The 21,558-nt window shown below is 70.8% G+C and carries 19 protein-coding genes; 10 read left to right on the top strand and 9 right to left on the bottom strand.

What is annotated here, in order from left to right:
* Window positions 1-478 precede the first annotated feature (478 nt).
* The 5 genes from ACIBEI_RS23645 (at window position 479) to ACIBEI_RS23625 (ending at window position 5,979) form a co-directional block, all read left to right on the top strand.
* The gene (locus ACIBEI_RS23645) at window positions 479-3,136 is read left to right on the top strand and encodes a hypothetical protein (RefSeq protein WP_398891918.1); all 2,658 of its coding nucleotides are present in this window, start codon (window positions 479-481) and stop codon (window positions 3,134-3,136) included.
* A gap of 172 nt (window positions 3,137-3,308) precedes the next feature.
* Window positions 3,309-3,902, top strand: coding sequence for a hypothetical protein (locus ACIBEI_RS23640; RefSeq protein WP_398891916.1), 594 nt, complete (start codon window positions 3,309-3,311; stop codon window positions 3,900-3,902).
* Between the two features lie 633 nt (window positions 3,903-4,535).
* Window positions 4,536-5,480 (top strand): hypothetical protein, encoded by a 945-nt coding sequence (locus tag ACIBEI_RS23635; protein WP_398891914.1) that lies wholly within the window; start codon window positions 4,536-4,538, stop codon window positions 5,478-5,480.
* 52 nt (window positions 5,481-5,532) lie between these two features.
* Complete coding sequence (locus tag ACIBEI_RS23630) at window positions 5,533-5,775, top strand: hypothetical protein (RefSeq protein ID WP_398891912.1); 243 nt, start codon at window positions 5,533-5,535, stop codon at window positions 5,773-5,775.
* Window positions 5,776-5,853: 78 nt separating this feature from the next.
* On the top strand, window positions 5,854-5,979 hold the full coding sequence (locus ACIBEI_RS23625) for a hypothetical protein (protein WP_398891910.1): 126 nt from the start codon (window positions 5,854-5,856) through the stop codon (window positions 5,977-5,979).
* A 62-nt stretch (window positions 5,980-6,041) separates the two neighbouring features.
* On the opposite strand, the gene ACIBEI_RS23620 is transcribed toward ACIBEI_RS23625, so the two are convergent.
* Together ACIBEI_RS23620 and ACIBEI_RS23615 are read right to left on the bottom strand one after the other, a co-directional pair.
* Window positions 6,042-6,554: a hypothetical protein gene (locus tag ACIBEI_RS23620; RefSeq protein ID WP_398891908.1), complete on the bottom strand. Its 513-nt coding sequence runs from the start codon at window positions 6,552-6,554 to the stop codon at window positions 6,042-6,044.
* Between the two features lie 222 nt (window positions 6,555-6,776).
* A complete protein-coding gene (locus ACIBEI_RS23615; RefSeq protein WP_398891906.1) occupies window positions 6,777-7,724 on the bottom strand; it encodes a hypothetical protein in 948 nt (315 codons plus the stop codon).
* Between the two features lie 522 nt (window positions 7,725-8,246).
* Between ACIBEI_RS23615 and ACIBEI_RS23610 the strand changes: the two genes are divergently transcribed.
* Complete coding sequence (locus ACIBEI_RS23610) at window positions 8,247-9,194, top strand: hypothetical protein (protein ID WP_398891904.1); 948 nt, start codon at window positions 8,247-8,249, stop codon at window positions 9,192-9,194.
* 85 nt (window positions 9,195-9,279) lie between these two features.
* On the opposite strand, the gene mobF is transcribed toward ACIBEI_RS23610, so the two are convergent.
* The 6 genes from mobF to ACIBEI_RS23580 form a co-directional block, all read right to left on the bottom strand.
* Entirely contained in the window at window positions 9,280-10,725 is a 1,446-nt protein-coding gene (gene mobF / locus ACIBEI_RS23605) for a MobF family relaxase (RefSeq protein WP_398891902.1), read from the bottom strand.
* A gap of 393 nt (window positions 10,726-11,118) precedes the next feature.
* On the bottom strand, window positions 11,119-11,496 hold the full coding sequence (locus ACIBEI_RS23600) for a hypothetical protein (RefSeq protein ID WP_398891899.1): 378 nt from the start codon (window positions 11,494-11,496) through the stop codon (window positions 11,119-11,121).
* Between the two features lie 54 nt (window positions 11,497-11,550).
* Entirely contained in the window at window positions 11,551-12,327 is a 777-nt protein-coding gene (locus ACIBEI_RS23595) for a Ku protein (protein WP_398891897.1), read from the bottom strand.
* Window positions 12,328-12,445: 118 nt separating this feature from the next.
* Window positions 12,446-13,888, bottom strand: a complete 1,443-nt coding sequence (locus ACIBEI_RS23590) for a restriction endonuclease (RefSeq protein WP_398891895.1) — start codon at window positions 13,886-13,888, stop codon at window positions 12,446-12,448.
* A 145-nt stretch (window positions 13,889-14,033) separates the two neighbouring features.
* Window positions 14,034-14,237, bottom strand: coding sequence for a cold-shock protein (locus tag ACIBEI_RS23585; RefSeq protein WP_069934205.1), 204 nt, complete (start codon window positions 14,235-14,237; stop codon window positions 14,034-14,036).
* A gap of 637 nt (window positions 14,238-14,874) precedes the next feature.
* Window positions 14,875-16,350 carry a hypothetical protein gene (locus ACIBEI_RS23580; RefSeq protein ID WP_398891893.1) on the bottom strand — a complete coding sequence of 492 codons (1,476 nt, stop codon included), beginning with the start codon at window positions 16,348-16,350 and terminating at the stop codon, window positions 14,875-14,877.
* A 277-nt stretch (window positions 16,351-16,627) separates the two neighbouring features.
* On the opposite strand from ACIBEI_RS23580, the gene ACIBEI_RS23575 reads away from it, so the two are divergent.
* The 4 genes from ACIBEI_RS23575 to ACIBEI_RS23560 all read left to right on the top strand — a co-directional run bounded on the left by ACIBEI_RS23575 (window position 16,628) and on the right by ACIBEI_RS23560 (window position 19,318).
* Window positions 16,628-17,098 carry a GntR family transcriptional regulator gene (locus ACIBEI_RS23575; protein ID WP_398891891.1) on the top strand — a complete coding sequence of 157 codons (471 nt, stop codon included), beginning with the start codon at window positions 16,628-16,630 and terminating at the stop codon, window positions 17,096-17,098.
* A gap of 337 nt (window positions 17,099-17,435) precedes the next feature.
* Window positions 17,436-17,969, top strand: a complete 534-nt coding sequence (locus ACIBEI_RS23570; RefSeq protein ID WP_398891889.1) for a hypothetical protein — start codon at window positions 17,436-17,438, stop codon at window positions 17,967-17,969.
* Between the two features lie 128 nt (window positions 17,970-18,097).
* Window positions 18,098-18,433, top strand: coding sequence for a hypothetical protein (locus ACIBEI_RS23565; protein WP_398891887.1), 336 nt, complete (start codon window positions 18,098-18,100; stop codon window positions 18,431-18,433).
* A gap of 84 nt (window positions 18,434-18,517) precedes the next feature.
* A complete protein-coding gene (locus ACIBEI_RS23560) occupies window positions 18,518-19,318 on the top strand; it encodes a GNAT family N-acetyltransferase (protein WP_398891885.1) in 801 nt (266 codons plus the stop codon).
* A gap of 543 nt (window positions 19,319-19,861) precedes the next feature.
* Here the strand turns inward: ACIBEI_RS23560 and ACIBEI_RS23555 are convergent.
* Window positions 19,862-21,517, bottom strand: coding sequence for a hypothetical protein (locus ACIBEI_RS23555; protein ID WP_398891883.1), 1,656 nt, complete (start codon window positions 21,515-21,517; stop codon window positions 19,862-19,864).
* Window positions 21,518-21,558: the final 41 nt, after the last annotated feature.

Genomic DNA, 21,558 nt, shown 5'->3' with positions numbered 1-21,558 from the left:
CGTCGCACCCTCACCGCCACCAACCCCGAGCAGGTGCAGACGATGCTGCGCACAACGAATGGGGTCAGGATCGAGATGGAACCGCACCTGGCCCGCGAGCTCGCAACGCGCTCGTGCGCTGGGAGGCCGAGCGGACCATGGACACCGGCACCTGGGTGGCAGCGCAGTCCGCATCCCTGTGAGCCGAGGACGTCAAAGTCAGGCGCCTGTGCGGGCAGGCGCCAGGCGTCGGCGCATCGCGGACGAAGCCAGCGGACCCAGCCCTCTGCCGAGAGGGGTTCCGGATATCATCGGGCGAACGCACTTCACCGTGAGGCGTGCCTTGCCCGGACCCACCTCCGGGCTCTGGTGAACCCAGCGGCCGCTGGGAGGTGACGCAGCGGTGACGCCCGGCGCTTTTGTCGTCCTTTGACCGCCCTTGCGCACTCTGGCGTTTGTCGTGGTGGGGCGGCATGACGCGGAGCGTGCAGGAGCTGTTTTGTCATCGAAGAACATCACCAGTCACCGCCAGCAGATCGCCAAGGCGCTCAACAAGGCGACGGGCTGCGGATACCAGCGGGCTCTGGAGCGTGTCGTCGACGCCGCCGAGCGCAATCTGCTGCCCCCGGTGCTGGACGCGGCCGGTCGTGCGGAAGCCGTCCGCATCCTCACCGATCCGGCTGCGGCCGCCCCCGTCCCGGGCCCCATGCTCGCGAAGGACTATCTGGAGGCCTTGGTGGCGGAGTTCCGTCTCCTGGGGTGGGGGGCCGGTCACCATGAGCCAGAGGTGGAGTGCTTCGGCCTCACGGTGTACGCGGGACCGGTCGCGGGGCTGAGCTTGTCGGTGGGACGTGCAGATGACGACGCCGGCAGCGATGAACGCGATCCGGACGACCCGGACCAATCTGACCTGGCCAAGCCGCTGTACCTGATGTCGATGTGCCCGTCGGGCAACGCCAGCGTCGAGGATTTCGAGGACGGCCTCGCGGACTGCTCCACCGAAGCCGTCCGCGTCACCGCGCGCCGCATGGACTCCAAGCTCGGCAAGACCCGGCTCCGCAGGGTCCGGGGCGCGGAAGAGCTCTCCACCATGCCGTGTCCGATCTGCGGAGACCGGTACCCCGAGCATCATCTGCTGAAGAACTCGCGCAGTGCCGTCCCCGTGTGTCCCGCCTGCATCTTCGACGGCGACCAGGCCTACCGCACCGATCTCCCCTACCTCGCGGTCAAACTCGACCGGCTCCTCCACGACGACCTGGCTGCTCCGGCGGGATGGGACGCTGTCGCGGCCGTCCTCGCCTTGACCTGCGGCGCCAACCTGGGTAACCGTCTCGACCGTGAGCTGAAGAAGCGCGGCGGCTGGCCGTTCGTCATGGAACGCTGGGGTGAGCCGCTGACGCGTTCCTGGATCTGGCTCCCGCCACCCGCTCACCGGCACGAGGCGTTCAAGCACCTGGGCGCCGGCGCGACCCTGGCCGCGCTCGTCGACGCCGTCGAACGCCACGACCCCACCGCCCGCGCCGCGGCGAAGGCCCTGTGCCGGGAATCCGGAGTGCGCTGGAGGGACGCCCTGTGGCCCGCCGCCATCGCCTTCGCCGTGGCCTTCACGACTCAGGGCCATGAGCGCGACCGCCACCGCACCCCCTTCCACGTCGTCCATTCCCTCAGCGACGGACTCGAGCAGACCATGAAGCCGTTCGCCGTCGCCGGGGACGCCTCGAACGTCGAGTCCGGGCTCGAAGTGCTCCTCGAGCACCAGCTGTTCCCGATGCTCCTCGGACACAGCCTCGACGAAGAACCCGACGACCCCCGCCGCCGGTACGGGGCACAGCCCGAAGACGACCGCCCCGCCCGGAGCCGAGGCGAAGCCCACCTCACCCACGGGATCGACCGCGCGAACCAGGTCGCTGTCATCCTGGGGAAGATCCCCTTCACTCCGCCCGGCGCCCCGCCCTGGGACGGAGCAGCACTGGCCGGAGCCGATGCCCAGGGTCTGGGCAGCACCGCGCCCGCGAACGACCTGTGCCGGGCGGTCCGGGACGAGACCCGCCAGCAGGCGGCCGAAGCCCTCTACGACCTCGACGGATGCGACGCGGTCGACGCCGAACAGGCCTGGGCCCGCAACGGCTGGTGGATTCCCTCGGACCACGCACCCCACGCGGTGCGCCAGGCACAGCAGTTCCTCCCCGCGAAGACCAGGGTGAACGCGCTGTGGTTCGGGCCCGCCGCCCAGTTCCCCGAACCCGTGCAGATCTGCGTCGACACCACCAGCGTCAACCCGCACAGCACCGGACCCCGGGACGTGCCATGGCTTCAGGTGTGGGACGGCCATTCGGTGTTCGGGCTGACGCTGTCCGACGTCGCGCTGATCCGCCGAGCCGACCCCGCAGACGAACTCACCCAGGTCTGGCCCTCCCCCAGCTCCGCTGAGCGTGAGGACGACGCGACGGTGAAAGAGACGAGCCCTGGCACGACGGACAGGCCGCTCCCCACACTCGACGAGCTGTCCCTGCTGACCAACCAGTTCCTGCATCTGGCAGGACACCGGCTCGGCGAAGCCTGGAAGAGCGTCGACGAGAAGGCGTACGCCGCCCACCAGCGTCTTGAGAAGGCTCTGGAAGCCGAATACACGGGGTTCCTGGCCACGACCGTCAAGGTGTGGATCAACCTGTTCGACACCGGGCACCCCTGCCCGAGCGGACGGAGCCAGGCGTTGCCCGCGTACGCCCTAACCGGCAAGCCCTACGAGGTGGAATTCAGTGTCCACGCGCATGACCCGTCCTGCGGCTGCGGCCAGGAGTACGGCTTCGGCGAGTTCTCCGACCGCGTCTGCCAGCTCCTCATCGTCCTGTGCCTGTACGGCGGGCTGATCGAGGTTCATCCCATGATCGAGAACGCCACCGCCGCGGACGACGGGAAGGAGAACGATGTCGCGCTGCGCGACATCACCTGGGAGGTCGACGGGCCCGACGGCTACGACTTCCGGGAGGTCCAGCGCCGAGTGATCCGGGACGTCACCGACGCCGACTCGAGCCTGAACACCGACACCAACCCGGCCTACATTCCGCCGTACATGGCCGCGGACGGCTGGTACCTGCCCGAAGGTGGAACCTCGATGATGTTCCACGGACGCCAGCACGGAGACGATGCGGACTGACCGCACCTGTGAGTAGGAACGGACCAGGAAAACGGTGTCGCTGTCAGAAGGTCTGACACCTCGTGGTCCGCCCGACGCGCGGGAGTCAAGACGATGCTGCCCGGGATGCCTCAGCTTCCCGGGCAGCGTGCATCGGTCAGCGCTGTCGGTGCCGGACGCCATGATGGACACCATGACCAGCCTTCCCCCGCCGACCAACTACACCACCTTCGATCTCACCGCCTCGCCCGAGACCGAGCAAGCCATCCCGGTCGTGGTGTCCTGGTGGAGCCACCCCGAGCCCGAGCACCCTCAGATGCGCGCGAACACCGACGCGATGCGGGGCTTCGTCCGCCACTACCGCATGCACGAGCACATGCGGCACTACCTGCAGGACCGGGACGGCGAGCGCACCGTGCTGAACCTGTCCGGCGACTCGGCCCAGATCCTGCATCATCCGCTGGCCCGGGAGTTCGGAGACTTCCCGGTACTGCGCCCGTTCCCGCGTGACATGGGCAATGCCGTGGTGACCGCTGGCATGGGCATGTGCGTAGTGGTGGCGGTCCCTCTGCCCAGCCAACCGTCGGTACGGGATCTGAGCCGTCTGCCGGCCCGGGACTTCGGCACGGCCCGGATCGATCTCCGCTTCGACGACGCCGCCCACGAGCGATACGCAGAGCACCCCCACGACCGGATCGAACGGATGACCTGGGAAGAGACCGACCCCGAGCTGGGCTCAGCACTGCGGTTCCTCTACGGACTGCCGCCGGAGGGCCGCCCGCTGTAACCCGCGATCCGCTCGCCCTCGCGGGCGCGACGCCGGGCGGCGTCGATGTCGCTGGCGTCCTACCAGTGCCGTCCTCAACTCCTCAGGTACGGCCGGGTGTTCGGCCTGGGTCGGGGCCACGGAACTCCTCGGGCTTCAGCCCCGGCACCTGGCCGACCTCGCTCACGGCCTGGCCGAACGACGCCGTGAGCGTGCTGGGCGCGGCGTCCGGGATGGCCGCGCCCAGGCCCGCGCCCTCACCGCCCCGCCCGCCGCCATCGGCACGGCCGCCGCGGCGGAGGCAAGGACCTTGGCGTGGCCATCACTCGCACGTGGCATGCCGCCGGTTGGCGGCCCCGCTAAGCTGTGCGCATCGCGCCGTAGGGGGCGCGCTCTTGCTGGCCATCCCACCGTTGGTCAGGCAGGTGAACCCATTGCCGACGCTGGGCCCCGAGATCGACATGCTGTGTACGCGCCCCGGCCAACGGCCCTGACGGCGCGCCGAGGTGGGCGGCGCGGACCGCAGGGTCGCGACCAGGAGAGCGCCATGCCGGCCACCGTCTCACGGACCAATGAAACCCACCGCTCCGCCATCGCCCGCCGTCTCGACAGGGAGACCGGCGTGGGCTATCAGAAGGCCCGGCCCTCAACACCGTGCGGGAGCAGGCGGACGACCTGCTGCGGCAGTTGCCGTTGGAGCGGCTGGACGGACCGGGATGTGATCTGCTGCTGCGCGCCCTGATGCAGCAGGACATCGAATTCTGGGGGCCGGGAATCGGCGCCCACAGGTGGCCTGACGCCTACCACGGGCTGTTCATGCACCTGCCCGGCCCCATGAGCGATGCGGCGTCACAGGCAGCCAATCAGGTCGCGCGGATCTTCCCCGAGCAGGCCCGCAGCAGCGGCACGTTCGACCCGTCCTGGCTCGCGAAGGAAGGCGTGGAACCGCTCGACGACTACGCCACACCCGGCGACTACGACGACGAGGACGAGGACGATGGCGGGGCCTCGCCCGTGGAGTGTGAGGCGCTGGACGAGCCGGACCGGTGGAAGCGTCTCGTCCTGGCCGCCGGTCCGCGGCCCGCGTTCACGATGCCCCCGCAGCATCTGCTGACGCCCGACGAGCGCACCGCCCTCGGCCAGCCGGACGACGACGCGCCTGCGGCGGACCGCAAGGCGCTGTTGGAGCAGATCACGCAGGAGCGGCCGATGGCAGTGGAGGCCTACCTCCTGCGTGCCGACCTCGTCCTTCCCGGTCCGGGCATCATCGACCCCCAGTACGACGACGCGGCAGGCCCCGCTCCGTCCGCCCGTGAACTCGCTGAGGCACGGGACTGGTACGAGCGTGCGGTCGTGGTCGGCGAACAGGCCCTGCACTTCTTCCGTGGCGCGCTGCTGTGGCGCGAGAAGAACAACCGGCCCTTCCTGAACGCCCTGTACGGACTGGCCCAGGTCCACTTCTTGCGGGGCAGCTGGAACACCAGCGAGCAGATCCTGTTCAACCTGCTCGCCCTCAACCCGCACGACGAGCCGCTGGCAGGCACCCTGCTGGCCAGGGTCCGCAGGGCAGCCGGCCTGCCCGCGCCTGATGGCGGGTGAGCGGATCGCCGCCCCTGTTCGCCTGCCCGTACTGTGCAAGGAGACCCCGCTCGTGATCGCCCTTGACGCCCACGCCCGCCCCGTCGTCATGGTCATCGGTGCCGACCGCCCGCTCGCGGCGCGGGTGTGCCAGGAGTTGGCCGGTGTCCACCACTGCAGGGTCATCGCGACGGCCGCCGACGCGCGGAAAATTCCGAGCGTCGACGCACGGAAGATTCCCCAGCAGCTCAAGGGCCACGGGGTGCAGCGCGGCTCTTCCTCCCTGTCGCCGGATGGTTCACCACGGCGGGGCTGACCGGCAGTCGCGCGTGCGGCGCCGGTGGCATCGGGGAAGAGAGGAAGAGGATCGGCGACCTCCAGCCAGGAGCTGCCGTTGCTCGCGATCCGGCCCCAGGTCGCGCCCCCTGGCCAGTACTACGCCGATGAAGCGCCCCACCGGGACCACCATCTGTCCCTGCCCTCCCTGCGACAGGCGCGGCCGGAGACCGGCACCGGGTGACCCTGGGGACTCGGTGCCACGGAGTGGGGCGGTGCCGCCGGGCGCAGCGAGTGCGCCTCGGCTCAGACTGCCTTGACGTCGTCGAAGCCCGCTGCGGCCTGCTTCCTCCACGCCTGGAGAAATGCCTCCCGCGTCGCTGCGCAGTCGCCGTCACAGGGCAGGGTGAAATACCCGCCAAAAGCGGTCACAAAGACCTGGAGATCGGGGCTGCTTCGCCACGCGTGGAGCTGCTCGTTGAACACCAGCTGGTCCGACACCGGGTCGAAGCCGTAGACCTCGGCCAGCACGGCCTCGATCGTGTCGCGGGCCTCATGGCGTGAGCAGCCGTCGACGAAGATGAACTGTGTAGCGGTCCGGGGATCGACATCCGGGTCACCGGGCGCCGGCGGCTCGGCACTGGGATCCAGGGGAACGACGCCCGGGTGCCAGTGGACCGCCGGAACACTGTCTGCCGCGCTCTCGGCCATGAACTCCTCGTCGGCGGCGCGACCGAGGGGACTGTCCGGAGGTACGGTCAGGCCCAACACTCGCAGCGCGTCGTGCAGGGTGCGAGGAAACTCGGGAGTACCAGTCACGAGCAGCACCCTAGCGACGCCCACAGTCCCAGAGACCCGATACCGGCCACACCGAAGGCCCAGCCCGGGGCCACGGAACTCCGGCGGGGCCGGGTGGGTCGCCCCTCGAGTAGGCGCACCGCGCCCGAACACACGGAGGCCCGGTCATAGGTGGTGACCGGGCCCTCCGTGCGTGAACTTGCCGGGCGGGATACGGCAGTTACCGCGGCCGGCGCGGGCCGGTCACACAGAGCGCAGTCCGGCTCGCGGAGCTCCCAGGCTCACCCGCCACCGGGTCGGCTCGTTCGCTGGTTCCCAGCGCGGCCCGCCGCTGGCCTTCACCGGCTGGGCGCGCTCGGGTCGCTCGCCGGGCATGTCCCATCGGCTGATCACGACGTCCGGGTCGGCGACCGCCTCGACGACGGGCCACACCTGGAACGGAACAGTCTTCCCGAACTCGGCGAGCAGCTCCTCAGAGTCGTCGACGTCGCCCAGACCCGGGACAGTCTGCAGCAGGGTGCCCATGGCACCGTGCGCCAGTTCGCGGCTGGAAGCGAGGAGCGTTGGCCGGTCGAGCAGCACGGGGTGTGGCTCAAGGCCTTCCCAGGTTCCGTCCGTGTCCACCACGATCCGCAGCTCCGGCCGCCCGTTGTTCGCGTCGTGCTCCAGGTGGATGAACACACCCAGCGGCCACCGCAGCGGGCCCGCCTTCGTAGGCCGGTCCGCCTGGGGGAGAGCCACGTACACGCAGTGCTGCGGCAGGGTGTCGAGGAACCGTTCGGCGCCGAGTGTCGGGTCAACGGGCACGTTCGGGGCCTGCCACAGCCGGGAGACGTGGGCGTTCTGGGCGTCCGGCTCGAGCCAGTACACGCCCTTGGTCAGGCGCCATGCCGCCAGCGCTCCGAGTCGGCCCATGTCGGCCGTACGGGAGTCGGTGGCGGTGAGCTGGTTGGAGCCTCCCCCAGAGACCACCGCGTACGACGCGCCCAGCGGGAGCCAGCACCAGTCCGGCCAGTCCGGCATTCCGGGGGCGCCCTTCTGCCGCACCATGCGGTTGAGTTGGGTGAATCCCTCCGGGTACCGCTTGCGCACCTCGGACAGGTACTGCGTGGTGCGCTTCGTGGCCAGGGCGAGCACCGTCTCGGCGTCGTCACCGGCCTGGGGAATCAGGCCGCGGCCTGGCTTACCCATTCCATTCCTCGTCTCTGTAGGTACTGGTGCGGGCGGAGCCGTGTCCCCCGGTTCCGCCCCGCTTACTGTTGCGCACCGCACTGACAACTGCGGCGCCTTCGGCTGGGTGCCGTCACCACGCCCCGTGTACTGCCGATCGTGCGCACCCCCGGGCGTCGGACATGGCGTCGTAGCAATCCGTCAGGGCGTATCCGCCGGGTGCGGTGCGCAGGCATCGTGGCGGAGTCCCTGGACGACCTCAGCAGTCTCGGCGTCCATGGCTCCGGCCGCCGTGGCGGCTTCCGGCTCCGCGCTGGCCTGCCCGGGCGGGTGTTTTTCCCTCGCGTACGCGGGCGTAGTTCTAGCAGAACGCATGCAACTTACCCCATTTAATGGCTAGTTGACACATTTCCGATATTCTGTCATGTTCTGTACGCGACTTCAGGGCGAACGGACGAGCGAGGGGTGGTCTCGCGACGAGGCGACCGGCTGACCACCGCCCGTACCAGAACCCAGCCCCGCCCCCACCGGAAGGACTGCCCGATGGGCCCATCCGCCCGCACCCCCGCAGACAAGCCAGTGGCTTCGTACGAGCGCTGGAGCGACGTCCCCGCCAACCTGGTCACGCAGACGCGGCTGGCCGACGCCGACCCGCCCCGGCGCCCCGGCGGGCCCGCCCGCGCCCGCGTCCGCGACTTCAACTGGCGGGGCAAGCTGGAGACCTTCGCCCTGTATGACGTGGCCGAGTCCGTCCCCACCGCGGCCACCGGCCGCCAGCTGGCCGCCGCGGCGCAGCGGCGGGCCACAGGGCGGGCGTGTGACGGGTGCGGGGTGCCTGGTCCGCAGCCGTTGCTGGAGCATGGGGAGCGGCGGGTGTGCGCGGCGTGCCGGCATGTGGCGCGGCTGGGTGAGATGCAGGAGCTGCTGCGGGTGCGCAGGGGCGAACTCGCGCGGTGGGCTTCGGGGTTGCTGGCGGGGCGGCTGGCGGTGGTGTGGGTGGAGCTCACCGAGGCGCCGCCGACGGAGTCGGGGCGGGCGCGGCCGCCGTTGGCCGGCCGCATCCGAGTCGTGGACGAGGCGGGCCGGGCTCTGGAGGACGTCTTGGTCCGCCTCGCCGGCCCGCGGACCCAGGGCACGCCCGTCGGCGCGGTGAAGGCCGACGTGGGAGCCGCGCGGATCGGGCGCGTGCTGGAGGGGCGTCGACGGCTGGTGTGGGGACCGCTGCGTGCGGTGACCGACCGGCTCGAGACGCTCGGGCACCCCGTGGACCTGGACCCCGCCCAGGCCGTGCCCTCCGGTCACGGCCCGGTCTGGCCCAACGACCCGGCCTCCCTCTACGCCCAGTGGCGCGGTGAACTCGACCCCGCAACGGGCCAGTTGCGCACCCCGTGGCCGCCCGGGAGCGCCGACCGGCTCTGGTACGTCCTCGGGCAGATGGCAGGTGCCGACACCCCGGCAGACGCCCGCGACGGTGATCAAGGCGAGTGCTGAGGACCGAAGATCCTGATGCACGCCCGGGCAAGCGAGCACCGGGCCCGCCCTGCTACCGGCGCGCGGCCTTCGACCGATCGGCCCTTCAGCCGTCCGGAGTTGCTGTGCCGGGCGAAAGAAGCAGACGACGGTCGCGGCGGATGGCGCGCAGCCTGTCCGTTCGGATCCGTGCGGTGATCTGGGCTCGCTGATAGCGGCTGGAGGGCGTCGGCCAGGACTCCGGGGCTTTTGTGCCGTCGTCGCTCTGGTCCGGGTAGAGGGTGGACCAGTCGGCGGTCCAGGTACCCGCCGTGGTGCCTGCCGGGATGCAGTACCGGGACAGTGCCTCCGCCACGATGTCCTCGTCCGTTCCAGGCGTGTGCCGGTGGCCGCGCAGGGTTGCGGCAAGGTAGCGGCGTGCCTCGGCCAGGAGGTGTTGGTGGCAAAAGCCGCCACGCATCATGCCGACGATCGCGGTGATCTCGACGGCCGCCAGGCCGACGTCGACCCGCGGCCGCACCGGCGTACACGTCATCTCAGCAGCGTCCTGGGCCGTTCGAAGCAGACTTTCGGATCCCAGGAGGCCGGCTGCCGACTGGCGCCAGTGGTGGCGCAGCACCGGCAAGGGGAGCGGGGTGTGCTCGTCGGGGCCGGTGTCCTCGGCTGCCCAGCGAGCCAGCGCGTGGCGGGCGTGCTCACCCGGGGGGTGTCCGTGCCTGGCCTCGTACCAGGCAAAGAGTCCCTGGGTGTAGTGGGCGATCTCCTGACGGCGGCTGGACTTCCATGCGATGAGCTCATGCGGGATGCCTGCGATCTCCCACACAGGGCGCGAGCCCGCGGTGACCTCCCGGGGTTCCCAGGTGACCTTGAGCCTCTCGGTGATCTCTTCCATGAGCAGCAGCGAGAAGAGCGTCCCGGCCGCGACCGCGTATCGGAACAGCTCCGCAGTATGAAAGTTTCCCCACTTCCCGTCGGGGCGCTGGACCTTGACGGACACCAGCGCGTGATCGGTGAGCAGCGGTGCGCCCCGGAGGTTGTCGAACCGCCGGAACACCGCCACCACCAGGCCATCCGCTGCGGACCGGTGCCGGCCGCCGTCCCCCCACCGCACCTGCGCCACCGCGTCCTCGATCCAGGCGATCGTCCGGTCACGGGCGAAGGTCTGGGCGTCCTCGACGATGGCACGGGTCTGCTCATCACCGAGGGCCCACAACAGATGGACACTCGGCGAGGCACGGAACTCCAGAGCGACGGCGAGGAGCGGCCGGGCGATATGCGCGACCGGCCGTCCCAGCACCGTCGCCTGCCGGACCGTCTCCGTGTCCTGCCCGGCTTCCGTGAGAGCGGCCTTGATCTCATCCGCGTTCGGATGCATACCCTTGCCCAAGAGCAGCTCCGCCTGCCGCTCAGTCACGGCACTGCCAGGGTGAAGGCCCATGGCGGCGAGCCCCCTGCCCGTCCACAGGCCAGGCGGCACCAGTCCTTCTTCGCGCTCTGCACGATCGAAATACAGGCGCCAGGAGTCCGGCCCTGCCCTCTTGATGTACAGCATGGCGCCCACAAGACACCACCTCACCCGAGGCCCAAGGAGCAGACGCCCGGACATCCCGCGGGACGGGACCGTATCGCCAGATACTTGCCATGCCTCCCGCCAGACGGGCAGGCCCGCTGCGGACTTCGGCGCGGATCCGCCGCCTGCCAGGTGAGGTGCACGGCGGCTGCCGGCAAGGCTGGCCCCATTCCCCGAACCTGGACGGCAGGCTACGGCGACGCCGCCAACGAGCTCAGCTGCGCCGCGCCGTGACCGTCCCGCGCCGCTGTCCGCCGAGCTGCGCGCCTCTCTGGACGACCTGGGCGATGATGCCCGGCATTGACACGACGCCTTCGCCTGACCACTGGGGCGTCGTCACGCCCTCGGGGTTTCGGGGGCCGCCTCGGCTGGCGCTTACGCGGAGTCTCCGTCGGTTGGGCTGCGTGACTCGGCACGCTGCCCGAGGAGGAACGCTGCGGTGTCGTGGTCCATCGTCGAGAGGGCGGCAACCGTGTCAACCGGCTCCCAGCCCGCTTGGCCGGCGAGGGCCAGGGCGCTGTCCACAGCGCCGAGCTGGTCGTTCACGGTCTCTCGGACATACTCCACGGCCCACGGCTCGTCCTGCGTCCAGGCGGCCCGTACGGCGTCGCTGAAGGCCCGCTCGATCACCTCTTCGCTGCCCGTCTCGTGCTCGGCTTGCAGGCGTTCAAGCAGTCCCGCCACGTGCCGGGCCGTGGGCAGGGACAGGTTGCGGCAGCGGGCCTGGATTCGCGTCTTCAGATCATCTGTCATACCTGGGCAACGAGGCGGAGCCGGTCGAGGAGTGTGATTCCCCCGGCGCGCAGGTTACGGGGACGGCTCGTGCCCGTTCCGGGCTCGGCGGATGCTGGCCTCCAGGGCCGCCATCAGGTCCACCGGCGGCACCGGCTCGGGAGGCTCCTCCCAGCCCGCGCCCGCGAGTTTGGCTTCCACGACCTGTTCCAGGGCCGCGCCGTACTCGTCATGCAGGGCACTGATGTCCACGCCGGTCAGGTGGTCGATCAGCGTCTCGGCGAGCTCCAGCTCCCGCGCGGTGGCCGGCACCGCCGCGGCGATGGGCTCGGGCGGGCGGACCTCCTCCGGCCACCGCAGGGCCTGGACCACGAGGACGCCCTGGTGTGGCCGCAGCACCGCCAGGCGCTCCCGGGTGCGCGCGGCGAACTTGGCCACGCCGAGGACCTCTTTGCGGGTCATCGCCTCCACCAGCAGGGCGTACGGGCGCAGAGCCGCCTGTCCGTCGGCAGGTCCGGCGTAGTAGAACCGCTCGTACAGCAGCGGGTCGACGTCCTGCTCGTCGACGAAGCCGACGATCTCCACGGCCTTGCGGGTGGCCAGCGGAAGATGGTCCAGGTCCTCGTCCCGCAACACGACCACCCGGCCGTCCGGGGCCTGCCAGCCCCGGCCGATCTCGGACTCGCCGACCTCGCGGGCCTCGGCCTCGCACACCTGCCGGTGCCGGATGCGGGCTGTGTCCGCGGCGTGCACGCGGTGAAGGTGCGGCCGCGCTTCCTCGATTCCCGTGTAGAGCCGCACCGGCACGCTCACCAGTGCGCAGGTGATATGGCCGGACCACAGCACGCTCATGAGCCCACCCTGTACGACGGGCCCAGGGGTCGCACCGCCACCACGCCGCAGGGAGGCGTGCGGAGAGAAGCAGGAGCCGGTCGGGCGTCGGCCGCGGCGGCGGACCTCCTCCGGCTCGCTACCAGTCGGCCACCGGCCTGAGGGCCAGGGCGTCGGAGGTACGGGCGTACTCCCATGAGTAGAGGTGGTACGCCTCCTTGGGCTCATGGAGCTGGTGGTGCGACCGCAGGGCGCAGACGAGCAGTTCGCTCTCCGCGACCCGCCCCGGCCACTCGTCCGGAGGATGCTGGCCGTCCTCGCCCCGGTGCGGGTTTCTCACCACAAGGCCTGTGACCCACTCTGTAGGCGCGCCGCCGGAATCCGCTTCCTCCAGGTCCAGGTCACTGTGCGAGACGACGTAACCGACGACCTCCAGCGGAACCCGCTGCTCAAGGTGGTGCCGGACGACTGCCGGGCTGCTCAGCGGACGGAAATAGCTGAACTCCCCCGCGTCGAACTGCTCGAACAGATGCCGGATCGGCTGGAAGTCGACGGGCACGCCGGGCAGTTGGAACGACAGGCGGCAGTCGTAGACCACCCGAAAGCGGTGGTTGGCGATGCCCGCGGTGAGGGTGTAGAAGCCTCCGCCCTGGCACGTGTCGAAGTAGGTGACCAGCTCGGTGTGGTGCGCGTCCTCCAGGGTGTCTTCGCGCTTCTTCCAGGCCCGCAGCGCCTCGACGAACTCCCGGGCGCCGACGCCGTGCCAGTTCGCGCCCGACTGCTGGATGTTCCACTGCGGTGCGGCACTGGTCCAGCCCATCGAGTCCAGCCCGTACAGCAACTCCACGATGCCGTCCTCGTTGTACGGCCTGACCGGCACGTCGAGAGAGACGCCGCTGCCGCTGCCGAACGCCCAGTCCACGTCGGGCAGCTCCGGCACGAAGATGAACTCCCCGAACCCGCCCCCGGACGTGACGTAGGGCAGCGGCTGCAGGTCGAGGCCGAGCAGTCGCGCCTCACCGCCCGGCAGGCCGGTGGCCGGCTGGCGCCGACGCCGGGGCTTGGGGACCGCGGCGAGGTGCACGCGGCCGTGGGTGATCAATTCCTCCCGCTTCACCTGCAGGAGGTTGACCAGCGACCTCGGTGTGCTCAGGACCTGCGTCAGCTCGTCTTCACCGAACAGCAGGATCGGCCCCCGGTCCCGGCGCACCCGCAGGTCCTCCACCGCCGAAGCCGTGAAGCCGTTCACGCTGATGATGACGCCGATGACAGCGGACGAGGCGGCCCGCTCCATCCTCGAGCGGACGGAATCGAAGACGTTGATGTCGGCCGGCTCGTTGTGCCACTTGGCCTCGATCAGATACCAGGTCTCCCCGTAGCGGGCCACCAGGTCCGTCTGCCGCGGTTTCGCGACGGACGCGTTGCGGTCGACCCGAAAGTGCGCCCGCCTGAACAACCGCTCCAGCAGCACCTCCAGCTGGTAGCCCCGCTTGTGCGCGGACGGCAGCGCCCCGAGCTGCTTGAAGTCCGCCAGCAGCGAAGACCCTCCCGCCCTGACACGTTTCCCCTCACCGGCAACCATCGGCTCCCTCCCTGTCCCGGTCCTCGATGATGGACTCTCTCAGCTCCACCGCGGGGTCCGGAGCCGCTCCCGACCGGAGAGCAGTGACCCTGTACGGATCAGGGCCCGGAAGCACCTGCTCCGGGCCCTGATGACGTCCGAGGGGTCAGGCAGGCGTGATGTTCTCCGCCTGCGGGCCCTTTTGCCCCTGGGTGATGTCGAAGGTGACCGCCTGGCCTTCCTGCAGCTCACGGAAGCCGGAGGCGTTGATGTTGGAGTAGTGCGCGAAGACGTCCGGCCCGCCGCCATCCTGCTGGATGAAGCCGAAGCCCTTTTCGGCGTTGAACCACTTGACGGTTCCGCTGGCCATGCTGGTGCCTCTCACTAGCTGTCAGGAGCCGCACCGCACGGCCCTGGAGGTGATCGCCCTGGTCCGGCACTGCACAGCAAAGCGCCCGCGCCACAGCGCGGGCAGGTACTGCGAACCACGACATCTGGCAGCGACGCTACACGGCGAAGCTATCCCTCACCAGAGAGCAACAGCCGCGGCCCTCAGCGAGCCGCCGGCACTCGCCGTGTACGCCGGTTCGGAGACCGGTCGGTCGCCCCGTTCTGGGCCTCCGCGCCGGCTTCGTGGCGCAGATGCCGGGGATGTCCTCATACAGGGCGTCCCGGACGACGCTGGTGCCGGAGGCTGATCGGCAGAGTTCGTTGTTCTCCATGCGTTGCGGCGACGCGGGCCCGCCAGGAGGAGGGCGGGATCCTTGTATCGCGGCGCACTGGCAACCGGCCGGGGGCGTCGGGATTCGGCGGGCGGCCAGGGCCTGGGCCGTCCCGTCCAGCACTGTCGTCGGCGTCGGTACTCGGGTGTTCGGTGTCAGTCGCGGGAGATCTTTGTTCCGCCTCTCCTCGCCTGGCGAGGCGTGCCGGAGCGGCGGAGTTGCACCCTGCCCTCCCTGCGCCAGGCGCACCCCGATGCCAGCGGCGCGTGATCCCGGCACACACCGTCACGCGGATGCGTCGCCTTGTGCATACTCGGCGCGCAGGTCGGCCACCAGTTGGGCGCGTTCCTCGGTCAGCGGCACCCGGCGGGCGATGAACGACCCGTGGGTGCTGAGTGACCAGTCGTCGCCGTCGGCTCCGTTGTAGCGAAGAAACCAGGCAGCCTGGGCTTGTTCGTCCACGTGCAGTTCGTCATCGGGCCAGTGCTGGTGCAGCGAGCGCCGTGCGCCGAAGTTGACCTGCACCGTGCCGGACAAGTCGGGCGTGGCGGGGATCTCGCCGTCGTCGCAGAGCTCGAACAGCCTGCGCCGCCGCGCGGCCAGCTGGGCCTGGCGCTGCTGCTTCGCCTCCTCGGCCAGGATGTCGGCGGCCTCCTCGGCGGTGGCCGGGCGCACCAGGATGCGGAAGTACCAGCCGTCCTCGCCGATCAGGTCGGCCGGCTGGTTGCCGTGCTCATCGCGGCAGTATTCCGGGCGGCGTTCGCGGACTGTGGTGACGATCGCGGAGACCTCGCCGTCGCGCACGCGATGGAAACCCGGGGCGTCGGCGGGGAAGGGGTGGCCGTGGTCGTAGAGGGTGCTGCGCAGCACCGTGCCCGCGGGCGTCCAGCGGTCGGGGCGCCTTCGGTAGGGTCCCGGCTCGCCGCGGGTGATCTCCCACAGTTCCTCCTTCGGCAGGCACTTGCCCTCCGGGTGGCGTACCTCCCAGCCGGCGCCCTGGCGGACCAGGAGGCCTGCGCCCGCTGCCACGAGGTGGCCGCACAGCATGCAGTCCTGCTCGCGGCCGTTGACGCGGGGCGGGGCTGCCTTGCGCTCGGCCGGTGGCGGGCAGTCCTGCTGATGCCGTGCCTTGAGCACCGCCTTCCCGTACGGGCCGGGCGCCGCCGGGGCGGCCTCGTAGAGGACCCCTTCGCCCTTCTCCAGCCAGCCGCCGCAGCGGCCGCACTCCTGGGCGAAGTCGTTCTTGAGCGGCGGCGGAGGCGGGCACTGGCCCGGCTGGTGCCGGGCCTCGGTGTAGCCGCGGTGATTGCGCACGAGGATGCCCTCGCGGGCGGCGACCGGCTGGCGGCACAACCCGCAGGTGTCCGCGCGTTCGTTGACGCGCGGCGGGGCGGCGGTGAGCTGCCGCAGGGATCCGGGCCGGGGCGGGTGCTTGTCCACCAGACGCCGCATCGTGCCGCGCACGGAGGTGCCGAAGGCAGTGCGGGCGCCGAGCGTGGAGTCGCGCTCCTCCTTGATCGTGCCGTCCCTCTTCACCCGCCAGATCCGCACCCTCTTCTTGTCTCCGCCGGACAGCGGGTCGCACAGCACGATCAGTGCTCCTGCCGGGAGTTCGTAGGAGGCGCCGGCCTCGAGCCAGTCCCCCAGGCAGCCGAGCGCCCCGTGCTGGGACTCGTCCAGTCCGTGCAGCAGCTTCCGCCAGGGCTTGACTGCCCCCTCGTCCGCTGCGGGGACCGCGACGGCGAACTCCGTGTCCGGCATCTCTGCCACTCCCTCTCCACGACCCTTCGCCGACAGGATGCCCGGCCGCACTGACAACGCCGTCTGGCCAGTGGCGACGCCTGCTCGCGGAGTGCCGGCCGAGGCGCCCTCCCCTGTGGCGGAACGCGGGCCGAGCTTGGCGCCTACCGGCCCGGCACACCGGCCCCCGGCTGGCGGACGAGGACGTCCAGACGCGCTACACCGGAGATCAACTCCCCTGCCGAGTCATGCCATGCGGTGCGCGTCCCAGGGGGCTGACGACAGGAGGCTTCGAGTGATGACGGTCAAGGGAATCCCGGCGTACCTGCAAGTTGCTGGCGCGATCGGCGACAGGATCGCCGCCGGCGAGTTCACGCCGGGTTCACGGCTGCCGACCCGGGTGAGTTTCGCCCGCCACTATGACGTGTCCGAGACGGTGGTGCAGTCCGCGGTGAGCTCCCTTGTGCGGCAGGGGCAGGTGCGGCGCGATCCGCACAGCACGGCCCTTTATGCGTCCGAAGAGGGGTCGGAAGTCGCCGAGGTCGATCTCGCGCAGGCCCTTCGGCGGCTGGATGTCGTCGAGGAACAGCTGGCGCAGATCCTCAGCGAGGCTTCCTCGACCGGTCCGGCGGTCCAGGGGCGGGGTTTCGGTGGCGGGGCGTGGCCGGGGCGTTCCGTGCTGCGCGGTGTGTCCGTGCTGCGTGAGGCGGGCAGCGTCCTGGCGCGGCTGCGTGCGCGCAGCGGCAGGGCCCACGGTCGTACCGCATAGCCGACGGGAGGTGCGGGCCGTGGAGAAGGCGACAGCTGCGGCGGATGCGGTCGGTGAAGCGCCAGGGGCGATCGAACGAGTCCGGCCGGAGGGGAGCGCTCTCGCTCGTAAGCCGCTCGTGTTCGTCTGGGACGAGGCGTGGTCGCTGTGTCGGCACCCCGGCCGTCCTGTTCCCGGCTTGGTGCGCCTGATGCAGCAGGGACGAGGCCTGATGACCCGCTACGCCGCCTTGTAAACGCAGGCTCTCAGGAAGCCGAGGGGCCAAGGCCGCTGTTCACGGGCTCGGCCGTCACGCTGTGGCCTACGATCGACGGGCCTCATGCAGGGGGGAAGCAGCATGGACCACACGGCGCGCATACCGGTGGCCGTCGGCGGCGGGCCGGCCACGCAGCCGTGGCGCCAAAGGATCCGGCGGATTGCGGCGGTGCCCGTCCTGGCTGCGGCTGTACTCGTGGCGGTGGCCGCGACCGCCGACTGGGCGGTGAGCGAGAGCGCCGCCTTCCGGGGGTGGCTGTTCACTCCGTGGGCCGGTCTGGTGGCCGTCGGCGTCGTCCTGCGTGGACACCGCCTTGTCCGGCGCGCGTGCACCGCTGTCAGCGCGCCGCTGCCCGGCCTGTTGCGGCACGGCGCCTGCCCCGAAGCCCTCGCCGCGGCACGGGCTGGGGAAGAGCAGGGCCTGGAAGAGCTGCGCGCCGCTCTGCGCGTCCGCATGTTCGCCATGATCGATCTCTATCCGCGCGAGGCCGCCGACGAGCTCGTCGCCGCGCTGCGCCACGCCCTCAACAGCCCCGAGCCGCTGCCCGACGAGCTGCGCGCCGCTCTGGACGACCTGGACGACGGTGCCCGGCACTGGCACGACACCCTCGCCTGACAGAGGTCTCCAGCGGTTGCGGTACAGGAGCAACCTCACGCCGGGTGTTGCCGGGGCTGTGTCTCGTCCTCGCCTCGGATTTCGACCGACTCCCCACGTCACAGGACGTGTCGGGAGATGATGACTCGATGAACGCACTGCCCGCCCGCTGTTCGTCCGCCCGTGCCCGAGCAGTCGAAGAACTGGCGGACGCCGCAGCGAAGTGGGGCTGTGACGTGCCCGACGACCCAGGGCTCACCGAACTCGCCGACCAACTGGCCCACGTGGCCGGTCATCTCCCGGAAGACTTCACCGCCCGCGCCGAGGCGGCGACCCGCCTGGAGGCGGCCGTCGAGCACCTACGGGCTGCGGCGCGGTTGGGCGGCCTGCTGCCCCTGGTCATCCTCCACCACCTCCGTCTCGCTCTTCAGTGCGAACGCAGCGCGCGTCAGGACCTGGACCGGACCGGTGTTCTGGAAAACTGACGAGAACCCGATGTCCATGCGTATCGGAGCAGGCCAGGGCATCGGCTGGCCCGCGCGGCGCCACCGGCTGCCAGGCTGATCCCCATGGACTTCGTCGATGCCGCCCTGGACAGCGTCTGGCCCGCCGAGCTGCGCACCGACCGGCTGCTCCTGCGACCGGTCATCCCCGAAGACGCGGACCTTGTCCGCGAGTTGCTGACCGACGTGCGGGTCCGGGCCTACTTGGGCGGTCCCGCCTCGCACGAACGCGTCGCCTCCCGGCAGGCTGCGTATCCGGCGACGGCCGGTGCCTGGGCCGTCGTACGCGTCGCCGACGACCAGGCGGTCGGTCTGGCGAGCATCGGCCCCGACCACCGGTGCGAGGGGCGCGCCGAAGTCTCCTTCCAACTGCTTCCCTCCGCCTGGGGCCACGGCCTGGGCCGGGAGGCGGTCAGCGCGATCGTCAGCTGGTGGACGGCGGTTGTGCCCGGCGGCGGCCCGGTGGTCGCTGTCACCCAGGCGGCAAACGTCCGCTCGCGCCGCCTGCTGGAGTCGGTCGGCATGGTGCTCGTCGACGAGCTCGACGAGCACGGCGCCCGGCAGTGCCTGTACACCCGTGGCGGCGACGAGGACGACTCCGACCTGCGCTGGGTCCGCCTGATCGCCTCACGCCGGGACGAGGTGGAGCGACGCCGCGGCGCACAGGCGCGCGCCACCGCGGCGGGTCGGCGCCTCCCGGGGGACCTGACGGTTCTCACCGCCGACGAACTGGCCCAGCTATGCCCTGCCCGCCACGGGGGCTACGGTCGCATCTGCGCCCGCGCGGCAGGCCACACGCCGGACCTCCACCTGGGCCGGGCCCCCGACGGCGCGTGGATCGCGTGGCTGACGAGCCGCGCGCCATGACGCTCCCCCCTGTCCGGCGCGGATGCGCTGAGGGCCTGAGCAAGGGGCAGGTCCCTGCCGCCTTGTGCGCTCTGCCCACCGCAAGTGGTGGAGTGCTCCGGCGGGCATTGTCAGTCGTCGCGGCTGGGCGGCTCGGCGCGGACGGTGGGCGCCTCGGCTGTGTCTGCATGGCCGTGGCGGCGGCCGGTCCGCGGGGGGGCTTTGGCGGCGGAGCTGCTGGTGGCGACGCCGGTCGCGCCACCAGGCCAGCCGGTGTGCGGACTCCTGGGGGAAGACCGACTGGATGACGACGACGATCAGGCTGAGGGCGAGGCAGCCGAAGGTCGCGGCGGTCAGCCACCACGGTGCGCCGCCGAGCGCCAGTGCCGTTCCGCCGAGGCCGGCGGCGATGGACGAGATCAGTGGTCGTCCGGTGTGCATGCGGCATTCCCCTCCGGGTGAGCGCACCCCGGGGGTGCGGTGATTTCAGGGACCGGGCGTACTTTTCGCTCGGCCCTGAGACCAGTTCAGAGCACGGAGGTTCGGCATGTGTATCGGTGGGTGTCACATACGGCGGCCGTACTGGTCGAACGCCCGGTCCCATGCGTCCTGCATCGAGTACTCGAGGGTCAGGGTGGTGTTCCGGCGGGCCCAGGTGGCGAGCCACTGCACGAGGTCGGGGCGGTGGCCGGAGAGGAGCGTGTCGACCACTGATCCGCCCGGCCACTGCCATGTGGCCCGGGTGATGAGGAACTTCGAGCCGATGCGCTTGTCGAACTGCCGGGCGAGGCTGCCGAACTCGCGGGCGTTGCCGCGGGCTTGGCGCAGGAGTTCAAGCCGGTCTTCGTCGCTCTCGTCGTCCTGCCTGAAGGCCTTGATGACGGCCTCCATGGTCCGCTTGGTGAGCGCGCGGGCCTCGGCCATGGTTTCGTGCTGTTCTTCGGCGGTGAGGAAGCCGAACTCGTGGGCCTTGCCGACGGGCAGTTCCAGTGCGATCCGCACGGCGGGTTCGTCCCCGGGCTCGAACTCGTGGGACCAGTCGAGGAGTACGGCTTCGATGAAGCCGCTGATCTGCTCGGGACGCAGGCCTGCGGCGGCTGCGACCACCGGTTCGATGCCGGACACCGGCCTCCAACCGGGGGCCTGTGGCTGCCGTGTGAGCGGCCAGAACGCCTGCCGGTTACGGAAGGGGAAGCGCAGCAGCTTTCCGTCGTCTGCCCACTGTGCGTAGGGCTCCTGCAGGAGGCCGGCGGGGGTGTGGGCCGGGGCGGCGGCGTGCCACGCCCCGGGCAGGCGCAGCATCCATCCGGGCGGGTTCATCTGGCGTTCGGTGACTTCGGTGACGTCATCGGCCGGGCGGAAGACGAGCCAGTCCTCGAAGTCCTGCAGGTCGACCTTGCGACGAGCCCGCCATACGGCGGCTCCGCCGCGCCCGCTGAAATCGTAACTCGTGGTGTCCTGCAGCAGGCGCGTCTTGCGCTCACCGGCGGCATGGAGAGTGTCCTGGTACAGCTCGTGCCAATCCGCTCCCTGCTCGTAGAGCAGGCGTTCGCCGGTCTCGGCGCCGGGGCCGGCCAGCAGGGACCGGGCGAGGTTCGCCGCCACCTTGAACCGCTCGGGAGAGTGCCAGGCCACGTCGTCTTCCAGAGCCTCGGCGACCAGTTGCACGTGCCGGATCCGCGCGGGGTCTGCCTCGCCGGAGTCTTCGGCATCGGCATCGGCATCGGCATCGGCGTCAGGGGCCCATCCGGTGTGCGCCCGTGCTCGCCCTGCCTCGACCAGGACCGCTTTCTCCGGTCCGGTGCTGGTCGCGGCTGTCGCCAGCTGCCACAGGCTGAGCGCGGCGCGGTGCCGCAGCAGGGGGACCAGGCCGTCCAGGAAGTCGTCGGTGAAGGGCTCGGTCACCGCGATTGCGGTCATCACCGCATCGGTGAGGGTGCGGGCCTGGTAGTCGCGGTGGCTGCGCGCGTACTGCCCGGGCAACCGCAGTGAGACGGCGCGGGCCCGCTCCAGCAGACCGTCGGGGACGCGCAGCCGCAGCGGTCGGCCGGCTCGAGGAGTGCGTCGTCCCAGAGGCAGCGGCGGGTAGCGCAGCACCGTCGAGATGTGGGTCAGCCGGTCCTCCGGCTCACGGTCTTCCTGAGCCTGAACGTGCTCCGTCAGCAGCCTGCGGACAGCTTCGTCCCGGGAGGTCCCCCAGCGGGCTGTGACAGTGGCCAAGGCCGTGAGAGCACAAGGCAGAAGACGGACGTTGGTCTCCT

Origin of the sequence: Streptomyces sp. NPDC050988, assembly GCF_044456225.1 — a bacterium.
Taxonomy (GTDB): domain Bacteria; phylum Actinomycetota; class Actinomycetes; order Streptomycetales; family Streptomycetaceae; genus Streptomyces.
This window is presented reverse-complemented; position numbering and strand designations above follow the sequence as displayed.

Bases quoted from the DNA above. Each gene is read 5' to 3' on its own strand.
- ACIBEI_RS23560 (WP_398891885.1), top strand. From the start codon at position 18,518: ATGGACTTCGTCGATGCCGCCCTGGACAGCGTCTGGCCCGCCGAGCTG.
- ACIBEI_RS23565 (WP_398891887.1), top strand. From the start codon at position 18,098: ATGAACGCACTGCCCGCCCGCTGTTCGTCCGCCCGTGCCCGAGCAGTC.
- ACIBEI_RS23595 (WP_398891897.1), bottom strand. From the start codon at position 12,327: ATGAGCGTGCTGTGGTCCGGCCATATCACCTGCGCACTGGTGAGCGTG.
- ACIBEI_RS23580 (WP_398891893.1), bottom strand. From the start codon at position 16,350: ATGCCGGACACGGAGTTCGCCGTCGCGGTCCCCGCAGCGGACGAGGGG.
- ACIBEI_RS23600 (WP_398891899.1), bottom strand. From the start codon at position 11,496: ATGACAGATGATCTGAAGACGCGAATCCAGGCCCGCTGCCGCAACCTG.
- ACIBEI_RS23640 (WP_398891916.1), top strand. From the start codon at position 3,309: ATGACCAGCCTTCCCCCGCCGACCAACTACACCACCTTCGATCTCACC.
- mobF (WP_398891902.1), bottom strand. From the start codon at position 10,725: ATGCTGTACATCAAGAGGGCAGGGCCGGACTCCTGGCGCCTGTATTTC.
- ACIBEI_RS23590 (WP_398891895.1), bottom strand. From the start codon at position 13,888: ATGGTTGCCGGTGAGGGGAAACGTGTCAGGGCGGGAGGGTCTTCGCTG.
- ACIBEI_RS23575 (WP_398891891.1), top strand. From the start codon at position 16,628: ATGACGGTCAAGGGAATCCCGGCGTACCTGCAAGTTGCTGGCGCGATC.
- ACIBEI_RS23570 (WP_398891889.1), top strand. From the start codon at position 17,436: ATGGACCACACGGCGCGCATACCGGTGGCCGTCGGCGGCGGGCCGGCC.
- ACIBEI_RS23615 (WP_398891906.1), bottom strand. From the start codon at position 7,724: ATGGGTAAGCCAGGCCGCGGCCTGATTCCCCAGGCCGGTGACGACGCC.
- ACIBEI_RS23610 (WP_398891904.1), top strand. From the start codon at position 8,247: ATGGGCCCATCCGCCCGCACCCCCGCAGACAAGCCAGTGGCTTCGTAC.
- ACIBEI_RS23585 (WP_069934205.1), bottom strand. From the start codon at position 14,237: ATGGCCAGCGGAACCGTCAAGTGGTTCAACGCCGAAAAGGGCTTCGGC.